Source organism: Leifsonia sp. McL0627, assembly GCF_058244615.1.
Genome location: NZ_JBZCGM010000002.1, coordinates 1,052,996 through 1,067,879, shown reverse-complemented (window position 1 = coordinate 1,067,879; position 14,884 = coordinate 1,052,996). Strand labels below are relative to the sequence as shown.

The following is a 14,884-nucleotide window of genomic DNA, read 5'->3' as shown; positions in this document are numbered from 1 at the left end:
ATTTCGCAACCGCGTCCGGGCCTGGTTGCGTCCCGTCGTCGACAGCCGGATGCGGGCATTCAGCCGGCAGCGGTGAGACCGGACACGAGGTTGGTGGAGCGGAGGTGTTCGTACACCACCGAGGTGCGCACATCGGCGACCTCCGGCTTCTCTGTCAGCCGGTCGATGACGAACGCGTAGAGGTGATCGTTGTCGGGAACAGCGACATGAAGGAGGAAGTCCTCGCTGCCACTGGTGACGAAGACCCCGAGCACCTCGGGCAGGCCGGCCGCCCACTCGCGGAAGCCTTCGATGTTGGCCCGTGTCGGCGGGCGCACTCGGACGGCGACGAGAGCCTGAACGGGCCTTCCGATCTTGGCGAGATCCACCTCCAGGCGAGCCCCGGTGATGATGCCGCGTTCGCGCAGCCCCCGCGTCCGCTCCAGCGCCGTCGTGGGTGCGACGCCGACCGCCGCCGCAACATCGCGGTTGGTGCGTCGTGCATCGTACTGAAGTTCGCGGAGTATCGCCGTATCAAGTTCGTCCAGCTCAGCCATGCGGCAATGGTATCCGAACTAAATTCGGACTTGGACAGAGAGTGTGTAGAAACAGCTAGAGTCATGCTTCTACATCGGCATAAGTACGACAATAGGAGTCTATTAGCGCATGAATGAGCACTTCGACGGGTTCACTGCGGACGAGGTCCGGACGAGCGAGCCCACCCGGTCGGCGCGATTGAAGTGGGTCATCGTCGTCGACAGCACCTTGCCGAGTGGCCGGATCGCGAACGCGGCGGCGTGCGTGGCTGCCGCGACCTCGCCGGTCGTCTCCGGGATCCTCGCCGGTGGCGGCCTCGATGCCGACCGGTCGCCTCACGCCGGTCTGCCGTGGGCAGGATGCACGATCCTGTCCGCGGACCCCGAGAAGTTGCGACGGCTGCGGGACAAGGCCGATCGGCGTGACGACGTGCTCGTGGTCGACATGCCACGGGTGGCGCAGGAGACCCGCGTCTACGACGAGTACCTCACGGTGCTCGCCGGCCAGCCCGGCAGCACGATCGAGTACGCCGCGGTGAGCCTGGTCGGACCCCGTGCGTCAGTCGACCGCATCGTCGGCGGTTTGAGCCTGTGGCCGTGAAAGGTGCGCGACGGTTCGGGACGACTAGTCTCGGGTGTTCCCGAAAGCGCTCTGAGTCTCAGCTCAGGCGTCCCTGACGCAGCGGAACCCGATGTGCGACATGCCGGTGTCCTCGGCTTGCGGCGAGCGGGCGGCCGGGCGGAAGCGCAGGCAGTAGTCCGGCGAGCACAGGTGCGATCCGCCCTTGAGCACGCGCCGCGCGATGGCGGGGAACTCCGGCTGGGCGCTGGCCGTGGCAAGCAGATTCGCGCGCTTGCCGGCATCCACTGGTTTGTCCGACAGGCGCAGATGGCGCGGCGTGTAGTAGTCGCTCGTCCACTCCCAGACGTTGCCGATCAGGTCGTAGAGCCCGAAACCGTTCGCGGTGTACGAACCCACCGGAGCCGTCCCGCCGACGCCCTGGTTGTCATACGGGAACCGGCCGAGCCAGGAGTTCGCTTGGGCGACCCCGCCCGGATAGATGTCGTCGCCCCAGGCGAACCTGGCACCCTCGATCCCACCGCGGGCGGCGAACTCATGCTCGGCCTCCGTCGGCAACCGCAGTCCGGCCCACGCCGCGTATGCGACCGCGTCTTCGTACGCGACCTGGACCACCGGATGGTTCATCCGGTCCTCGATCGACGAGTGCGGACCGAAAGGCTTGCGCCAGAACGCTCCCGGCTTCCAGGTCCACCAGTTGCGCCAGTCGGTCAGATCGACCGGGCCTGCCGTCGGCGCGAACACCATCGCTCCGGGAACGAGATCGGCGGGATCAGCGCCAGGGAACGCGGCGGGGTCGAGGTCTCGCTCGGCGACGGTGACGTATGCGGTGTCCTCGACGAAATCAGCGAAGAGCGCATTGGTGACCTCGAAACGGTCGATCCAGAAGTCAGCCACCTCACGCTCGTGAACCGGTCGCTCGTCTGGATAGAAGTCGTCAGACCCCATCGCGAACGAACCACCGCTGAGGAACACCATGTCTCGCGAATCCGGCTGCACGCCCCCACCATAACGTGGTGGAGAGGCTTCGCCCGTGCCGCGATCCGCGGTTTTACTACTTGCCGCTGTAGACAGGGAAGACGGAGTCGTCGCCGTAGTCGCGGATGTGCAGCCCGCGCAACTTTGCTATGTCCTCGTCCGAGATGACGAAGTCGAGGTCGGCGTTGCTGCGCATGTGCTCCGGATTCTCGGTCTTGGGGAGCGGGACCGTGCCCAGCTGGATGGTGTACCGCAGCGCGAGCCGCGGCACGGCGACGCCGTAGCGGTCCGCCATCCCCGTCAACTCTTCGTTCTGCAGGATCGCGCCGTGTCCGAACGGCGAGTACGCCTGCACGAGAATGTTGTGCTCGGCGGAGTAGGCGAGTAGTTCATCAGGGGTGTTGCCGACGTGCACGAGGAGCTGGTTGGCGTGAGGGGCGACGGTCGCCTCGGCAAGGATGCTGTCGACGTCCTCGTTCTGGAAGTTGGAGACGCCGATCGCGCGCAGCTTCCCGGCCTGGTAGGCCTCCTCGAGCGCTCTCCAAGCGGCACGGTTGCCCTCGGAGTAGTCGCCGCCACGGAAGTCGTTCCACGGCTGGGGGCTGTGGATGAGCATCAGGTCGATGTAGTCGAGCCCGAGAGTGTGCAGGGAACGGTCGATGGCCGCGACGGCGCCGTCGTAGTCCTTGATCTCGGCGGCGAGCTTGGTCGACACGAACAGGTCATCGCGGGCAACGCCACTGGTGCGAACGCCCTCGCCGACGCCGCGCTCGTTGCCGTACGCCTGGGCGGTGTCGATGTTGCGGTAGCCGGCCCCGATCGCCTCCCCGACCGCCCGCGCGGCCCGGTCGTCGTCGATGAACCAGGTGCCGAATCCCAGCTTGGGGATCTGAACACCATTGGAGAGGGTGTAGGTCTCGTCGAGGATTGTCATGTTCACTTCTCCTGCTCGTTGGTGCTGTCGTGGTCGATACTGTCGTCCATGGCGAAGACGTTCTTCGCCACGGTCATCGCGGACATGGCCTTGGGCCAGCCGGCGTAGAACGCGAGGTGCGTGATCGCCTCGACCAGCTCCTCCTGGGTCGCGCCGTTCTGCTTCGCGAACGCGAGGTGGAAGTTCAGCTGCTCGACAGTTCCGGCGGTCAGCAGCGCGGCGACGGTTACGAGGCTGCGGTCGCGCTTGGACAGCTGTGGCCGCTCCCACACCTCGTCGAACAGCACCCGGTCGGTGTAATGCACGAGCCCGGGGGCGAAGTCCCCGAAGGCGCGCTGCCCGCCAGTCCAGCCGGTGGTCTCGTCGGTCATGAGTGTTCCTTTCAGCGGGGTGGACGCGGGATCGGTCATGCATCCAGTGAACGCCTCCCCGTGCGCGGGTGGGAGTCCCTGTCGATACGGGTACTGACAGAGACTCCCGGCGATCCCGGCGGAGACGTAGCGTGGTCGGCATGGATAACCGCAGCGAGATTCGTGAGTTCCTCGCCACCCGGCGGGCGAAGCTCACCCCGGAAAACGCCGGCCTGCCGAACTTCGGCGGCACCCGCCGCGTGCCTGGACTCCGTCGTGAGGAAGTCGCTCTGCTCGCGGGCGTCTCCGTCGAGTACTACACGAAACTCGAACGCGGCGCACTCGGCGGTGTCTCCGACACCGTGCTGGACTCACTGGGGCGCGCACTGCAGCTCAGCGAAGCCGAGACTGAGCATCTGTACGACCTCGCCCGCGCCGCGGCGCCATCGTCCCGGCCGCGCCGCAAACCGGCGCTCACCGTCTCCCCGAGCATCCAGCGGCTGCTCGACTCGATGGTCGGGGTGCCCGCGTTCGTCCGCAACGGCCGACTGGACATCCTCACCATCAACGAACTGGGTCGCGCGCTTTACTCTGACGCCTTCGCGAGCGGCTCCCAGACGGTGAACCTCGCTCGCTTCGCCTTCTTCGACCCGCGCTCGCACAACCTCTACCCGGATTGGGACAACGCCGCCGACACCGCCGTCGCGATCCTCCGCACCGAAGCGGGACGCGACCCGTTCAACAGGGACCTCACAGACCTGGTCGGCGAGCTCTCGACCCGATCCGACGAATTTCGCGCGCGTTGGGCGCGCCACGACGTGCGCCTGCACCGCGAAGGGCACAAGGACTTTCACCATCCCGCCGTCGGCGACCTCCGCCTCGCCTTCGACGCGCTCGCCATCCCCAACGCCCCCGGCCTCACCTTCACCGCCTACAGCGCCGACCCTGGCACGCCATCGGAAGACGGGCTGCGCCTCCTGGCGTCCTGGGCGGCCACCGAACATACTCCCGTATCGCAGAAGGAAGACGCATGAACATCGAACCCCGCACCCCCACCACCAAGAACCCGGCCGAGCAATTCGCCGGCGACGTCTGGCTCGACCCCATCGCCCTCCCCCACGAGGACGACCAGCGGATGATCGTCTCCACCGTGCGGTTCGCGCCCGGTGCCCGCACCGCCTGGCACTCCCACGCCCGCGGCCAATACCTGCGCGTCACGCAGGGCGTCGGCCGGTTCGGCACCCGCGATGGGCAGATCATCGAAGTCCACCCCGGCGAGACGCTGTACACCCCGCCTGGCCAGGAGCACTGGCACGCCGCAGCGCCCGGCTGCTTCATGGAACACATCGCGATGCTCGAGAACGCCGACGCCCCCTCCGACACCACCACCTGGCTCGAGCACATCACCGACGACGACTACAACGGCACCGCTCGGGGCTGACCCCCTGCCCGATCCTCTGGGCTAATCGGCGGCCGACCACGCGGCAAGCAGCGCGATGCCGTCGTCGATCGTCAAGGCCGGCGACCAGTGGAGGTCTTGGCGAGTGCGGCGCTGGTCGAACCAGTGCGCAGTCGAGAGCTGTTCCGCGAGGAACCGGGTCATCGGCGGCTCGTCGCGGCCCGGCCGGATCCGCCACAGGGCTTCTACGGCTCCTCCACCGGCGCGGGCGAGCGCTGGCGGCACCCGCCACGACGGAACCGGGGCACCGCACGCGATGCAGATGCTTGCGAGCAGCTCGGCGACCGGGCGCGGCTCGCCGTTCGTGACCACGTAGGAGCGACCGTGGACCGCCTCTGCCCGGTCGAGCGCAGCGACGATCGCCGAGACCGCGTTGTCGAGGAATGTCGTGTCGATGAGCGCGGCGCCGCTGCCGATGATCGGGAGGCGTCGCTGTCGGGCGCGTTCCACGATGCGACCGACGAGCTGCGGATCGCCCGGCCCCCAAACGAGGTGCGGCCGCACGACCACGACCGCGAAGCCTGCCGCATCGGAGGCAAGCGCGAGGAGTTCCGCCGCGGCTTTCGTGCGCGCGTACTCTCCCCTCGCGTTGGCGGGGTCGGCAGGTCGTGCGGAGTCGCCGATCAGCGACGCACCGACGTGCGCGACCGACGGAGTCGAGACGTGCACGAAGCGCCGCACGCCTGCGGCCCGCGCTTCGGCGAGCAACGTTCGTGTGCCGCCGACGTTGATGCGCTCGAAGTCCGCAGCGGCGCCGGCGAGCGACACTTTCGCGGCGAGGTGCACGATGGCGTCGGCTCCCCGGACCGCAGAGCGCACGCGCCGGTCATCCGTCATGTCGCCCAGCTCGTCGACCGCGCCCGCGACGCCCGACGGCCGCCGCTGGAACGTGCGCACGTCGTGGCCCTCGCCCACGAGGGCCGACGCGACGGCACCGCCGAGGTACCCGCTCGCTCCCGTGACGAGCACTCTCACGGCCGGCACGTCCGTTCGCCTCGCAGCACAGCGTCAGCCCAGGTCGCAAGTGCCGTGCGGTCGATCTTGGAGTTGTGACGGATGTCGGTCGGCAGTGTCGGCAGCGTGAGAACCGCCGCGAGCGGCCGCGGAGACGCCCCTCGGACGGCGAGCGCGAGCGGCGCATCGGCGAGACCCGACCGGCTCGGCCCGTCGAGTTCGACCACGGCCACGAGCACCTGCGTGCCGCGCGGACCGACGCCGACAAGGGCGGCGCGACGCACGCCGCTGACGCCTTCGATGCGCTGCTCGATGCCCACCGGGGTGACGACGCCGTCGGCGGTTACCACGACGTGCTGCAGCCGTCCCTCGACCCAGAGACGACCTTCGGCGTCGAGGTGGCCGACATCGCCGGTGCTGTGCCGGCGCGCGCCGAGCACACTGAACGTCTTCGCGATACGGTCGACCGACCAGAGCCGGTCGTATCCGTCGCGCAAGTGCGGGGCCTCGACGACGATCTCGCCGGTGACGCCGGGCTCGGTGGTGAGTTTGCCCATCGGGCGGCCGTCTGCGTCGAACGGGCTGACGTGCACCGCGACGCCTTCGACGGGCGCGCCGACGCAGACGCCGCCGGCATCCGTCGCGCCGACCTCTGACGCGCCGACCGCTGACGCGCCGACCTCTGACGCGGCACGGATGCCCTCGAGCGTGATGTCGGTCATCAGCAGCCCTTCGGTCATGCCATAGGGCGTGTGGGCGGTGGCGTTGGGCATCAATTGGACGATGCGTTCGAGCAGTCGGGCGGGAACGGGCGCCCCCGCCGAGAGCACGATCCGGATGCGGTCGAGCGCCTCGCGCTGGGTTGCGTCAAGGTCGTCGGCGGTCGCCACCACGTTCGCGAGCGCGGCGGGCGAGAGGAAGAGCACCGTCGCGTCGGCGCCTCCCGCGGCGTCTGCGACGGCACTCGCGGTGAGAGTGCGTGGCGCGGTGACGTCACCGACCGGGATCACGGACCGGGCGCCGAGAGCAGGCCCGAGCAGCGCGAAGGGCGCGAACCCGGCGACGATTCCCGTGCTGGGGCCGAGGTCGTAGTGGCCGGCGAGCGCATCGCGCAGGGCGCTGAGCTGCGCCTGCGTGTACCGCACCCCCTTCGCCGGACCGGTCGAGCCCGAGGTGAAAAGGACGGCCGCGAGATCGGTGGGCGCAGGTGTGGCGAGCGGCGCGCCATCGGGTGCGGCGCGGATGCTCGCCCGCCCGAGCCGGAGCAGGTCGCCGAGCGAGTGTTCCACTTTGAGAGCGCGCGCCAGCGCTGGCGACAAGGTGGAGACCGAGATTCGGCGGCCTGGCCAGCCGAGTGCGCGGGCGGCGACGAGGCCTGGGAGTGCGCCGACGATCACGGAGGGGTGGCTGCCGCGGATGGCCCGACCGAGTCCGCGGACCCCGAGACCGGCGTCTGCGACGACGACGACCGCGCCGATACGAACCGCGGCGTAGAGCACGGCCGTGAGATCGGCCGACGGCGGCACGAGCAGACTCACCCGATCGCCGGGGCGCACGCCGGCGGCGACGAGGCCGTGCGCCAGTTCGTCGACCCGTCTGGACAGCTGCGACCAGGGGATGACACGCGTTCCACCGTTCGGACCCGCCCCCATGTCGATCAGGACCGGTTCAGCGCTACCAGCGTTGCGTTCGATCGGCCCCCATAGTGGCTCACTCGACCATGCTTCAGCGTCGGCTCCGGTGTTCGCGGTGGGCTGCACAATCGTTTCGGTCAACCAGTCGAGCACGATGGGCGCGTACTCGACGTCTTCGGCGACAAGGTGCCCGGCGCTTTCGAAGCGATGAACGTCGGCCTGCGGCATCCGCTGGAGCAGATCGCGCAGGTACACCTCGCCGAATACCGGATCCCGCGGACCCCAGATGAAGAGTGCCGGGACGCTGAGGGCGGAGACGCCTTCGGCTATGCGGTCGAGTTCGGTGAAACTCGGGTGAGACTCGTCGACAGGGATGTCAGCGACGAAGTCTCGGATGCCGCGCCGCTGCACGCGCGTCGCGTACGGGGAGCGGAAGGCGTCGCGGACTCCCCGTTCCAGCCGCGGCCGGGCGAGCGAAAGCGTCGTCTCGAGGAAAGACGGCGTGCCCGACGTCGCCCAGGAGAGCACGCCCGGTGCAAGCGTTGCCCGGAGCGGAGCGGGAATCGATCGACCGTCCGGTTGATGCACCGCCGTGTTGAGGAGCACGACCCCGGCTAGGAGTTGCGGGTGGTCGATCGCCCACCCGAGGCTCACCGGCCCGCCCCAGTCGTGCCCGACGGTGACAATCGGTCCCGCCAGGTCCAGCTCTTCCGTGAGGGCGGCGAGATCGGCGACCCGGTCAGCGAGCCGGCGAAAGCGGCCGGTGCGCTCGGAGTAGCCCATCTCGAGCTGGTCGACCGCGATCACCCTCCAGGCGGCGCCGTCGCGATTCGTCTCCGCGGCAGCCGTTGCCTCGGCGACGAGTCGGCGCCAGAGGTACGACCACGTGGGGTTGCCGTGAACGCAGAGCAGAGTACCGGTCGGTGTGATGCCCGCCGCCTCCAGCGCGGGGCCCGTGTCGAGCAGATGCCACTCGGCGCCGGCCGCGGTGACGATGCGCGAAGAACGTGCTCGCCAGCCCGGGCAAGCCGGACGGCGGGAAGGATGCTCCGATGCGCACGCCCTACCAGGCAATCTCAAGCATCGAGGTGTTCAGCCCCGAGCCCACCCCCATGAGCAGCACCCGATCACCGCGTCGCAGCGACGGCGCTTCCTGCGCGAGGGTGATCGGAATAGAGGCCGGCCCCACGTTGCCGAGTGTCGGGTACGTGAGTGGAATGCGCGATCGGTCGAGCTTCACCGCCTTCACGATGGCGTCGGTGTGCACGTTGGAGACCTGGTGCATGATGTAGCGGTCCATCTGCGTCCAGTTCCAGTGCTTGCGGGCTTCTCGCCAGGCGACGGTCACCAGGTCCATGCCGCCCTTCAAGAGAGCCTTCCCATCGGTGAACATACCGTCGACGCTGCCGACGCAGAGGGCATTGAACTGCGTGGCGGCTCGGGTGACGCCGCCCAGCATGCGGTGGCCGTCGGAATTCCGGTCGCTGCGGCCGATCACCGCTGCCGCTGCTCCCGACCCGAGCGTGAGGCTCGCGAACTCGCTCATGAACTCCGCGCGCCCCAGACCGGCGCGCTTCAGTCGCTCAATCGTGTTGAGCTGCACCTGGTCGGCATCCTCGCCGTCTACCACGACCGCGTATTCGACCTGCCCAGAGTCGACCATGCCTGCGGCGAGGTTCATGCCGTTGACGAACCCCAGGCACGCGTTCGTGACGTCGAAATTGATCGCAGACGACGGCAGCCCGAGCCCGTGATGGATTCGCACCGCCACTGACGGCTCGAGATGCGGACGCGTGATCGACGTATTAACGAGGAGGCCTACCTGGTCGGGCCGGACACCCGCCTCGTCGAGGGCGCGTCGACCCGCGTCGACCGCGGCCGTGTCGAAGGTCACACCCTCTTCCCAGTTGCGACGCTCGCGAACTCCCGCGACGCGCTCAAGCAGTCCCGTCGGCAACTTCAGCCGCTCCAGTACGGGCAGCAGGTGACGTTCGATCTCCTCGGAGGTGGTTATGCGATTCGCGAGAGTGGTCGCAACCGACAGCAACGAAGCGTTGCTGTACCGGGTGGTTGCGTTGCCGACGACAGAGGTCATTTTCAAACCATACGTCGGAACGATGGCTAAGGAAGGGGCGTCGGCAGCAGCGGCCGGACGAAAGGCGGGCTGCTACCGGCTCACGGCCTGTCCCACCTCGATGAGGTGCCCGTCGGGATCGCCTGCTGCCTAAAGCCCTACCGTGGACCTTTGATCACGTCCGGCCGCACGCACTTCCACCTTGGTGTGGTTCACGAGCGTCAGCGGGCTATCGGCGCAAAGACGTTGACGAGGTTGCCATCCGGGTCTTCGACGAGCAGCGACCGGTTGCCCCACGGCATCGTGCTCGGCGGCTGCGCGACAGTGACGCCACGTTCACGGAGGCCCTCGTGGATCCGGTCGACCTCGTCCGGCGAGTCGACCTGGAACTCGACGATCACGCTCCCCGCTCGATCCGCGAATCCAGGTACGGGGACGGTGGCCGCCGCGCCGATGGCGAGGGTGCCCGTCGCCGCGCGGAAGACGGCGAAGATCGGCGCCGGGCGGTCGGCTGGCACGCCGAGCAACTCCTCATAGAAGGCGGCGAGCCGGTCGACGTCGTCGGTGATGATACGGGCTGATGCGAAGTGCATTGCTGGTCCTTCCTGTCAATGAGGACGCTATTCTCAATACCGGGCAGAATCCGCCCGGTATCGAGAAAGTCACCCCATGCCCCGACCGACTGCGCATCTCCTCGCGCTCATCGAGCTGCTGCAGGCGGGCGGGGTCCGGACCGCAGCAGAGTTGGCCGAACGGCTCTCCGTCGACGAACGCACCGTGCGCCGCTACATCGAACACCTCCTCGACCTGGACATGCCGGTGGAGTCGATCCGGGGGCGGTACGGCGGGTTCCGCATGCGGCCCGGTGCTCACCTCCCGCCCCTGATGCTCACCGAGGAGGAGGCGTTCTCGGTCGTGATCGGGCTCGGCCTCATCGGCCGCACCGGCCCGTCGGCGGCCACGCGCATCGCTGCGGACACGGCAACTGCCAAGCTAACCCGCGTCCTACCGCAGCGCGTCGCCGCGCGGCTAGCCGGGCTCCGGGACGTGCAGTCGACATCGGGAAACACTGTTGCGACGGCGCTGGATGTCGACGCCGTGCTCGTCGCCACCCTGGCTGCGAACGAAGGACGTCCGCTGCTGATCGCACACCGGAGAAACGGTGCACGCAGCGAACGGACGGTGCTTCCGTACGGCGTCGTTGAGCACCGCGGGCGGTGGTACCTCGTCGGTCTGGACTCCGCCTCCGACTCGGTCCGAACCTTCCGCTTGGACCGCATCGAACAGATCGAGATCGGCTCTGGCCGTTTCACCCGCCCCGCAGACCTCGACCCCGTGGCTGAGCTCACATCGTCGCTCGCGGCCGCGCCCCGGCGCCACGCCGTCGCCATCGAAGTCCACGCCACCGAAACGGCGGTCCGGCGACTACTGCCGGCGTCCGTCGCCGAGATGGCGGCCGCGACTCAGGACGGCTGGCTGCTCGTAACGCTCGAGGCAGAGCAGCTCGGCTGGGTCGCGGGAATCCTGGCCCAACTCGACTCACCATTCCGCATCATTCGACCAGCCGCGCTCGGAGACGAGGTCCGGCTGCTTGCGCAGCGCATCCTCGACCGGGCCGGAGCGCCTAGCTCTCACTGAGCGCGCGGACGCAACGCCACCGCGGAGCTTCCCGACAGGCCGGGCTTGATATCGGGCCGGGTTCTCGGATTCAGCTGATGCGACCGCGACCTGATCAGGTCGCAACCAAGGGATGCCGGGCCATTTGAAAGGGCGGAGGGCGTGGGATTCGAACTCTATCCTGACCCTCATGCCAGCGGTGATCACGCTCAAATCCTCGGAAAATCAACGATTCTTGGCCTGCCTCGACCCTCTTCGAACCGCTACGACCTCACTGGAGTGTGCGCAAATTGTGCGCAAGAGCGAGCGCCTGAGCACTGTGGTCGCTGTGATGTCTCAAGACATCGGTAACATTCCACGCTGACGCATCCTGCTGTTTCCAGCCGGTCACTGACACCACCGGTGGATTATCTCCCGGGAGATCGACGGGGCGGACCGGACGTCAGGAACCCACACTGCTGCCGACTAGGCCGACGGACCGTCGCTCACGATGGCTGGCCCCGCTTCTTCGCACACCCACCGGGCCTCGAACGGGCCAGGAGCGCAGACGGAGCGCCGGACAGAGGAGCCCGACGGCGCGATGTCTTCTTCCGCCGAATTTGGCCTCTCCGTCGTGACCGACATGGCGGAAACAGGCATACGACGCTCGCGCTTCTAGCGAGCTGAGTAAAGAACTGAGAACTTACAACGCCGGCATCTCGAGGTACACCCTGAGCTGCTCAATCGTCGAGAACGGTATCCCGTGCTCTGCAGCGAACACTTCCAGCTGAGCCCCTCGAACCATCTCGCCGTCATCACCGATGATTTCGACGATGAGGGCCGCCGGCCGCAGCCCTGCGAGTCGAACGAGGTCGACCGCCGCTTCGGTATGACCCGGGCGGGCTAGCACTCCTCCGGGGCGAGCCACGACGGGGAAAAGGTGCCCTGGCCGACTGAAATCGTCAGCCGTGCCGTCCGCGCCCAACCGTGCCGTGATCGCACGGTCGGACGCTGAGATTCCCGTGGTCACGCCATGCACGGTCGTGGCGTCGATGCTGACCGCAGTGGTGAACTCTATGACGCCGCGCACGACCCGGATGGCAGCGGAAGTGGTGCAGATTCTTGGCGGAGTGGGCAACCCCAACGCACAAGCTCAAGCCACGCATTTGGCGGACGGGCTCGCGAAGGTGACGGGGAGTCATGTCGTGTATCTTCCGCTCCCCGGAATTGTGGCCACCGGTCATGTTCGCGACGCGTTGCTCACCGACGCCTACACGGGTAACGCCCCCAAGCTCTGGGACTCTTTGACAACAGCCTTGGTGGGCATCGGAAGCCTTCAACCCTCAGAACTGCTTCGCTCTTCCGGTAACGCGATATCGGAAGCAGATCAAGCGATGCTTCGTGCTGGCGGGGCGGTTGGCGGTGTGTGCCTGCGGTTCTTCGACGCCGCCGGAAACCTCGTCGATTCCGACCTCGAAGGTCGTGTGATCGGTATCTCTGCCACGCAACTGTTGGCGACGCCGCGACGCGTCGGGGTCGCGGGCGGTCCCCGAAAGCGCGAGGCAATCCTGGCCGCACTGCGTGGTGGATGGGTCAATGTCCTTGTGACCGACGAAGAGACCGCCGAGTACCTACTGCAATCCCCGGTGGCCTGACCAGGCGTGCGTCTCTGGGATGGGACTGCACCGTTGCTCACGCGAGAAGGTCTCGCACTGCAAGCCGCGATTCGGGGTCGCTACGGACGCGGGCGTTCGCGATGACCGCCACACCGTGCGGTTCAAGGATCGAGCCGAATGCATCCGCTCCAGTCAGGATGTCGGTACCCACGCCGTGGACGGTCACCGGCTCTGGCCCGTGGTTGATCACAAAGACATAGTCGCCTCGTTGCACGGCCTCGACGAATCCTTGCTGCTCATGGACGACGGGAACGGGCAGCTCTACGCCGCTCTCTGTGATGAGGCGCTCCACGAGAACGGCCGTGTCCTCCCGGCCGAGTCGCGTCGCCAAGTACCAAGCACTACCCGCGCCACGGGCGTTGCGGGTGAGTGCCGGCCACCCGGCGAGGGCACCGTCCTCGAACACGGCGACAACCCTGGCTTCGCGCACGTGCACGCTCTCGCTCCATTCGACACCGGTTACGGGTTCCTGTCCGAAGACATCCCCTCGGACACGCACGGTCGGCGGGATAGTGGACTCGGGCGCGACAGGGATCCCGCCGGGCCGTGCCCAAGCTCCGCCCAACGGCCAGAACTCCTCGATCCACACACCGAGCGTCGATTGCAGTTCGCCTAGATACCCGCCTAGTCGGGCGCGCAAGTTCTCGTCCACGATGCCGGTCTGATGGGTGACCAGAACGGTCGAGCCCCCGCGCGCGGCCGCGTCGATCGCCGAAGCTTGGGCGTCGGTCGTTACGAACAGGCTTGCGACGACGACGATCGGGTAGCCGGTCAAGTCTTCGTCGCCCTTCACCAGGTCGACCGTCAGGCCAGCCTCCGTCAACGCGGCGTGCCAACCTGATACAAGATCCAGGTAATTCGATGTCGTCGGGAGTCCCGCCTGCTCGATGGCCCACCTGCTGTCCCAGTCGAACACAAGCGCAGCGTGCGCGTGCGTGCGCGTGCCCATAACCGGTGCGAGCCTCTGCAACTCCGAGCCCAAGTGTTCCACTTCGTGCCAGATACGAGTATCCGTTCCGGCGTGCGGGAGCATCGCCGAGTGGAACTTTTCCGCACCGGAGGCGGACTGCCGCCATTGGAAGAACAGGATGCCATCGGCCCCCCGAGCGAGCGCCTGATAGGAGAGCGCCCGCATCTGTCCAAACGCTTTCGGCACGTTCGCCGGTCGAGTGTTCACCGCGCTCGTGGACTGTTCCATGAGAAGCCAGGGCTTGCCTCGCCCGAGCGAGCGCATGAGGTCTCGAGCCATCGCCGCCCCACGCGCCGCATCGGGGTCGGCCGGATCCGGGTAGAGGTCGTCCGACACTACGTCGACGTGGGGCGCCCAGGTCCAATAGTCGGTACCACGGAAAAGCCCCATGAAGTTCGTGGTGACAGGGATGTCAGGGGTCAGTTCGCGAAGGATTGCCTTCTCCTCCAGGAAGCAAGCCAACAGCTCATCCGAGCTGAAGCGTTCGAAGTCGAGCGACTGTGTCGGGTTGGGCACCGCAGGGGTGGCGCGCGGAGGCAGAATCTCCTCGAAGGATCCATACGACTGGGACCAGAACGCGGTCCCCCACGCCGCATTCAGCTCGGCGATGCTGCCGTACTTGGTCTCCAGCCACCGGCGGAACGCGGACGCGGACGCGTCGCAGTAGCACCGGGAGACGTGACAGCCATACTCGTTGTTGATGTGCCACATCACGACCGCCGGGTGCGAACCGTACCGCTCCGCCATTTTGCGCGCGAGTCTGGCGGCGCCCCGCCTGTATGCCGGAGAACTGGGGCAGTACGCCTGGCGCGAGCCTGGAGAAAGCCGAGTGCCATCGCGTGTCACCGGTAGCGACTCGGGGTAGCGATGCGCCAACCAGGGCGGTGGTGCGGCCGTCGCGGTCGCGAGGTCGACCTTCACGCCGTGCTCATGCAGCAGATCGAGCACGCTGTCCAACCAGCCGAACTCGAATCTGCCCTCCTCCGGCTCCAACAGCGACCAGGCGAAGACACCCACGGTGACCAGGTTCACCCCGGCCCGCTGCATAAGATCGATGTCCTCGTCCCACACCGCCTCCGGCCACTGCTCGGGGTTGTAGTCGCCGCCGTACCAGGGGCTCTCAGTGAATACGGGACGCATCGGTGGGCGTTTCCTTCCGGTGTG

Annotated in this window: 15 protein-coding genes; 5 read left to right on the top strand and 10 right to left on the bottom strand. The window is 67.6% G+C overall.

Annotation, left to right across the window (positions count from 1 at the left end; all coding sequences use genetic code 11):
- Positions 1–59: 59 nt before the first annotated feature.
- Positions 60–536 carry an Lrp/AsnC family transcriptional regulator gene (locus AC37TH_RS05710; RefSeq protein WP_490763369.1) on the bottom strand — a complete coding sequence of 159 codons (477 nt, stop codon included), beginning with the start codon at positions 534–536 and terminating at the stop codon, positions 60–62.
- A 109-nt stretch (positions 537–645) separates the two neighbouring features.
- Between AC37TH_RS05710 and AC37TH_RS05705 the strand changes: the two genes are divergently transcribed.
- Complete coding sequence (locus AC37TH_RS05705; RefSeq protein ID WP_490763368.1) at positions 646–1,116, top strand: DUF2000 domain-containing protein; 471 nt, start codon at positions 646–648, stop codon at positions 1,114–1,116.
- Between the two features lie 63 nt (positions 1,117–1,179).
- Here the strand turns inward: AC37TH_RS05705 and AC37TH_RS05700 are convergent, their stop codons facing one another.
- From AC37TH_RS05700 to AC37TH_RS05690, 3 genes are all read right to left on the bottom strand, one after another.
- Entirely contained in the window at positions 1,180–2,073 is an 894-nt protein-coding gene (locus tag AC37TH_RS05700) for a formylglycine-generating enzyme family protein (protein ID WP_490763863.1), read from the bottom strand.
- A 76-nt stretch (positions 2,074–2,149) separates the two neighbouring features.
- Positions 2,150–3,007, bottom strand: coding sequence for an aldo/keto reductase (locus tag AC37TH_RS05695; RefSeq protein WP_490763367.1), 858 nt, complete (start codon positions 3,005–3,007; stop codon positions 2,150–2,152).
- Positions 3,008–3,009: 2 nt separating this feature from the next.
- The gene (locus AC37TH_RS05690; RefSeq protein ID WP_490763366.1) at positions 3,010–3,378 is read right to left on the bottom strand and encodes a carboxymuconolactone decarboxylase family protein; all 369 of its coding nucleotides are present in this window, start codon (positions 3,376–3,378) and stop codon (positions 3,010–3,012) included.
- A gap of 140 nt (positions 3,379–3,518) precedes the next feature.
- On the opposite strand from AC37TH_RS05690, the gene AC37TH_RS05685 reads away from it, so the two are divergent.
- Positions 3,519–4,391 (top strand): helix-turn-helix transcriptional regulator, encoded by an 873-nt coding sequence (locus tag AC37TH_RS05685; RefSeq protein WP_490763365.1) that lies wholly within the window; start codon positions 3,519–3,521, stop codon positions 4,389–4,391.
- Positions 4,388–4,798 (top strand): (R)-mandelonitrile lyase, encoded by a 411-nt coding sequence (locus AC37TH_RS05680; RefSeq protein ID WP_490763364.1) that lies wholly within the window; start codon positions 4,388–4,390, stop codon positions 4,796–4,798. Before AC37TH_RS05685 ends, AC37TH_RS05680 begins: the two co-directional genes overlap by 4 nt.
- 21 nt (positions 4,799–4,819) lie before the next feature.
- On the opposite strand, the gene AC37TH_RS05675 is transcribed toward AC37TH_RS05680, so the two are convergent.
- The 4 genes from AC37TH_RS05675 to AC37TH_RS05660 form a co-directional block, all read right to left on the bottom strand.
- Complete coding sequence (locus AC37TH_RS05675; RefSeq protein WP_490763862.1) at positions 4,820–5,791, bottom strand: NAD-dependent epimerase/dehydratase family protein; 972 nt, start codon at positions 5,789–5,791, stop codon at positions 4,820–4,822.
- On the bottom strand, positions 5,788–8,478 hold the full coding sequence (locus tag AC37TH_RS05670) for an alpha/beta fold hydrolase (RefSeq protein ID WP_490763861.1): 2,691 nt from the start codon (positions 8,476–8,478) through the stop codon (positions 5,788–5,790). The genes AC37TH_RS05675 and AC37TH_RS05670 overlap by 4 nt, the downstream gene beginning before the upstream one ends.
- The gene (locus AC37TH_RS05665) at positions 8,468–9,499 is read right to left on the bottom strand and encodes a 3-oxoacyl-ACP synthase III (protein WP_490763363.1); all 1,032 of its coding nucleotides are present in this window, start codon (positions 9,497–9,499) and stop codon (positions 8,468–8,470) included. Before AC37TH_RS05665 ends, AC37TH_RS05670 begins: the two co-directional genes overlap by 11 nt.
- Before the next feature lie 200 nt (positions 9,500–9,699).
- Complete coding sequence (locus tag AC37TH_RS05660) at positions 9,700–10,071, bottom strand: VOC family protein (RefSeq protein ID WP_490763362.1); 372 nt, start codon at positions 10,069–10,071, stop codon at positions 9,700–9,702.
- A 76-nt stretch (positions 10,072–10,147) separates the two neighbouring features.
- Here AC37TH_RS05660 and AC37TH_RS05655 point away from each other — a divergent pair, with 76 nt between their 5' ends.
- Complete coding sequence (locus AC37TH_RS05655; RefSeq protein ID WP_490763361.1) at positions 10,148–11,116, top strand: helix-turn-helix transcriptional regulator; 969 nt, start codon at positions 10,148–10,150, stop codon at positions 11,114–11,116.
- A gap of 661 nt (positions 11,117–11,777) precedes the next feature.
- On the opposite strand, the gene AC37TH_RS05650 is transcribed toward AC37TH_RS05655, so the two are convergent.
- On the bottom strand, positions 11,778–12,164 hold the full coding sequence (locus tag AC37TH_RS05650; protein ID WP_490763360.1) for a 3,4-dihydroxy-2-butanone-4-phosphate synthase: 387 nt from the start codon (positions 12,162–12,164) through the stop codon (positions 11,778–11,780).
- Between AC37TH_RS05650 and AC37TH_RS05645 the strand changes: the two genes are divergently transcribed.
- A complete protein-coding gene (locus AC37TH_RS05645) occupies positions 12,151–12,729 on the top strand; it encodes a sugar-binding transcriptional regulator (RefSeq protein WP_490763359.1) in 579 nt (192 codons plus the stop codon). The genes AC37TH_RS05650 and AC37TH_RS05645 overlap by 14 nt on opposite strands.
- Positions 12,730–12,766: 37 nt before the next feature.
- On the opposite strand, the gene AC37TH_RS05640 is transcribed toward AC37TH_RS05645, so the two are convergent.
- Entirely contained in the window at positions 12,767–14,860 is a 2,094-nt protein-coding gene (locus tag AC37TH_RS05640; protein ID WP_490763358.1) for a beta-galactosidase, read from the bottom strand.
- Between the last annotated feature and the right edge of the window lie 24 nt (positions 14,861–14,884).